Here is a 3,309-nt window from a genome sequence, read left to right on the forward strand (position 1 = left end):
CAAATAATTGCTATAGAACAGATTTTGTTTTGCTCGTAAGTGTTTTCAGAAATAAATACGCTGAAATAAACTGCTAAGAATCCTAGCTCATCCTTTGATACCTTCTTTTTAGTTCTATCCTCTATAAGCATTTTTGTTATCTCTGCTAATTTGTATGGAACCATATATTTCTCTTTTATTTCGTCCAAAACTGGATTTTTAATTTTTATTCCGTATTTAAGTCGATTTAACATAAAGCTTATATGGTATGTAAATTCATCTAGAAGATTTCCTGGAGTTATTGTAATATCCATCTCCAATCTAATTAGCTCTATTATATCTAAGACTAAATTTATGACCTCGTCTGTAATTTCTAGATTTTTAACTCTGTCTATATCCATAGGTGTTCTCATACCTACTATTGGAAGTGTCATAAATACTCTCTCATTATCTGGAATTGTTATTCCAAATAATTCTTCTAGTCTATCTGATATATCATTTGCTATTTTAATTTGCTCTGTATATATTAAATCCTCATATGTCTCATTCAGCATAGATATTGGATGCCCATTTACTAGTCTATCTATAAGAACTGTTAAGAACTTTTTAATCTGACTTTTTGTGCTGCTGTCTAGCTTCATTTCTGTAAAAATTTTATTTAATGTCTCTTGTACATCGTAGTCCAAATCGTGATCTTTATATATCTCTTCATATAAATTCTCGATTACAAAAATTCTTATATCAATTTCTTCCCCCTGTAAGACTAAACCAGTATTCGTTTTACCAACTATTTTTATATTATATTTACTTAGTATCTCTCTTGCCTTTTTCAAATCACCTACTAAAGTTGTACGGCCTATGCTCATCTCATAAGCTAAATCCTCAGTTAAAACAGGCTTTTCGCTGTTCATCAATTTCTTTATAACATATGCCATTCTCTTTTTAGGTGAGTTAAAAAAATCATCATGTAAATATAAATTTTCTTTTATCTTTTCAAATTCGTCCTGCTCAATTACATAAAGCTTATATTTACCTAATTTCAATTGAATTAATGCATTTCCATCGAATATTTCATTTAATTCTTTGATGTCGTTTTTTATACTCTTTGTACTTACATCTAATTTTTTTTCTAAATAATCCAAGGAGGCTGACCTTTTATGCTCTAGGATTTGCAATATTTTACATATTCTGTTGTCATTATTAAAATAATCACTCATCCTAAAACCCCCTTGTTTTATTATCCTCTAGTTTTTCCTCCAGCTACGTTTATTGTTACACCGTGTATATATCCTGCTCTTTCAGATGCTAAGAAGCAAACTAAGTTAGCAACTTCTGAAAGCTTACCACTTCTACCTAATGGTGTAGTTGAAGTATTTTTGTATCCTTCTCTTAATTTTTCTACTGTTATATTTCTTGTATATGCTAATGCTTCTTCATAAGCTAAAGTTCTAAGTCCTGTTGCTTCAAGTATTCCAGGTGCTACACCTACTACTCTAACTCCTTTAGGACCTAATTCTTTTGACCATGATCTTGTGAATGAGTTTACTGCATTTTTAGTTGCTGCATATATACTTTGTCCTTGAGAACCTTCAAGACCACTTTCAGAAGACATGTTTATTATTACTCCTGCACCTTTTTTAACCATTACTCTACCAGCTGCTTGAGCACATAGATAAACACCTTTTACGTTAACTCCCATAACTTTTTCGTATATAGTTTCGTTTAATTCGTATTTGCTGTTTTCTTGTTTGTCATCAACTAATAAGCTTGGTATATTGATTCCTGCATTGTTTACTATTACGTCTACTGTTCCAAATTCTTCACAAACCTTTGCCACAGTATCTTTTACGTTTTGTGCATCGCATACATTTGTATGTAAGTAAATCATTTTCCCACTATTTTCATTCATTTCGAATTCTGGTGTTTCTGGATTTAAGTCACATACTGCTACGTTTGCTCCACAGTTTAAAAATTCTTGTGCAACTGCTTTTCCTATTCCAGAAGCAGCTCCTGTTACGATAACTGATTTTCCTTCTAATCCTAACCAACTTGTTTCCATTAATGTTCACCCCTGTTTAATTATTTTTTAATCTTGTTTATAGAGCTAAGCTGTTTTTTCTTATCTCTTGCTTTCTTGATTAAATTATAAAAAATATTGGGATTTTTATTAATGCATAGTTTTTCTTCTTTTTGGAAAAACATTAAACAAATAAAAAAGTATAGAATATATTCATTATAAAATATACTCTATACTATACAATCAAAATTATCATATTTTTTCTATTTAGGTCAATATTGTTTTATCTATAAATTTAACTAAATTTATAGATTACTTTTAATAAGTAAATATTCTTATTAACACAAATCTAATCGACACCATAATAGAATATTGCTTTTTTAAGTCTTTGTCAACAGTAAATTACTCTGATTTTTGTGTTTTTAATGCTTTGTAATATTGTTTTAAACAATCCTTTATTGCATCTTCTACTTCTACAGATAATCTATCATATAATTGATCTGCATTTTCTTTTAGATAAGCACTTGCAGCTTTTAGTAAATCTGTACATATATTGACTTTATTTATTCCACCTTCTACACATTTATTTAGCTTATCTAAGCCTGTTCCTGAGCTTCCATGAAGTACTAGTGGGATATCTATTACTTTTTTGATTTCAGCTAATCTAACGTAGTCTATACTTGGAGCTTGTTTATATTCGCCATGAGCAGTACCTATTGCAACTGCTAGAGAATCTATTCCTGTTTCTTTTACAAATCTAACTGCTTCCTCTGGTTTTGTATATAAGTCAGCCTTTGTCTCTTCTATATCTTCATCTGAGCCATTTCCTACATGTCCTAGCTCTGCCTCTACTGTTACATTAAGTGGATGTGCATATTCTACTATTTCTTTAGTTTTTTGTATATTTTCTTCTATTGGAAGCATTGATCCGTCAAACATAACTGATGTAAATCCAAGGTCTATTGCTTTTTTAGCAACATCTATTGATGAACCATGGTCTAAATGTATAGCGACTGGTACATCTATATCCCTTAGATATAATTTACATAGATGTGCTACTTCTTCCATTGTTATAAATTTTTCATGTACTTCTGCCCAGCCTATTATAAGTGGCATATGAAGCTCTTTACAAGCTTTTATAGCTGCCTTTAATGTATGTTGATCTACCACGTTTGCATGTGGAACTGCGTAATTTTTTTCATTTGCAATTTGTAACATTTCTCTAGTATTTACTAACATTTTTATTTTCCCCCATATTATTTAATTTATGTAATTATCTTCTTTTTAAATATTTATCTTCTATTAACATTTAT

3 protein-coding genes are annotated in these 3,309 nt (G+C 29.9%); all 3 read right to left on the reverse strand.

Features of this window, described 5'->3' with window-relative positions; translation table 11 throughout:
- A partial coding sequence (locus tag ACI3VO_RS10640) for a BglG family transcription antiterminator (protein WP_439757902.1) occupies nt 1–1,196 on the reverse strand: 1,196 nt, incomplete at its 3' end.
- Between the two features lie 20 nt (nt 1,197–1,216).
- Complete coding sequence (locus ACI3VO_RS10645; protein WP_439757903.1) at nt 1,217–2,038, reverse strand: SDR family oxidoreductase; 822 nt, start codon at nt 2,036–2,038, stop codon at nt 1,217–1,219.
- Nucleotides 2,039–2,398: 360 nt separating this feature from the next.
- A complete protein-coding gene (locus ACI3VO_RS10650; RefSeq protein ID WP_439757904.1) occupies nt 2,399–3,235 on the reverse strand; it encodes a class II fructose-bisphosphate aldolase in 837 nt (278 codons plus the stop codon).
- Nucleotides 3,236–3,309 lie beyond the last annotated feature (74 nt).

The organism is Intestinibacter sp., assembly GCF_051866655.1.
Lineage (GTDB): Bacteria > Bacillota > Clostridia > Peptostreptococcales > Peptostreptococcaceae > Intestinibacter.

Bases quoted from the DNA above. Each gene is read 5' to 3' on its own strand.
- ACI3VO_RS10645 (WP_439757903.1), bottom strand. From the start codon at position 2,038: ATGGAAACAAGTTGGTTAGGATTAGAAGGAAAATCAGTTATCGTAACA.
- ACI3VO_RS10650 (WP_439757904.1), bottom strand. From the start codon at position 3,235: ATGTTAGTAAATACTAGAGAAATGTTACAAATTGCAAATGAAAAAAAT.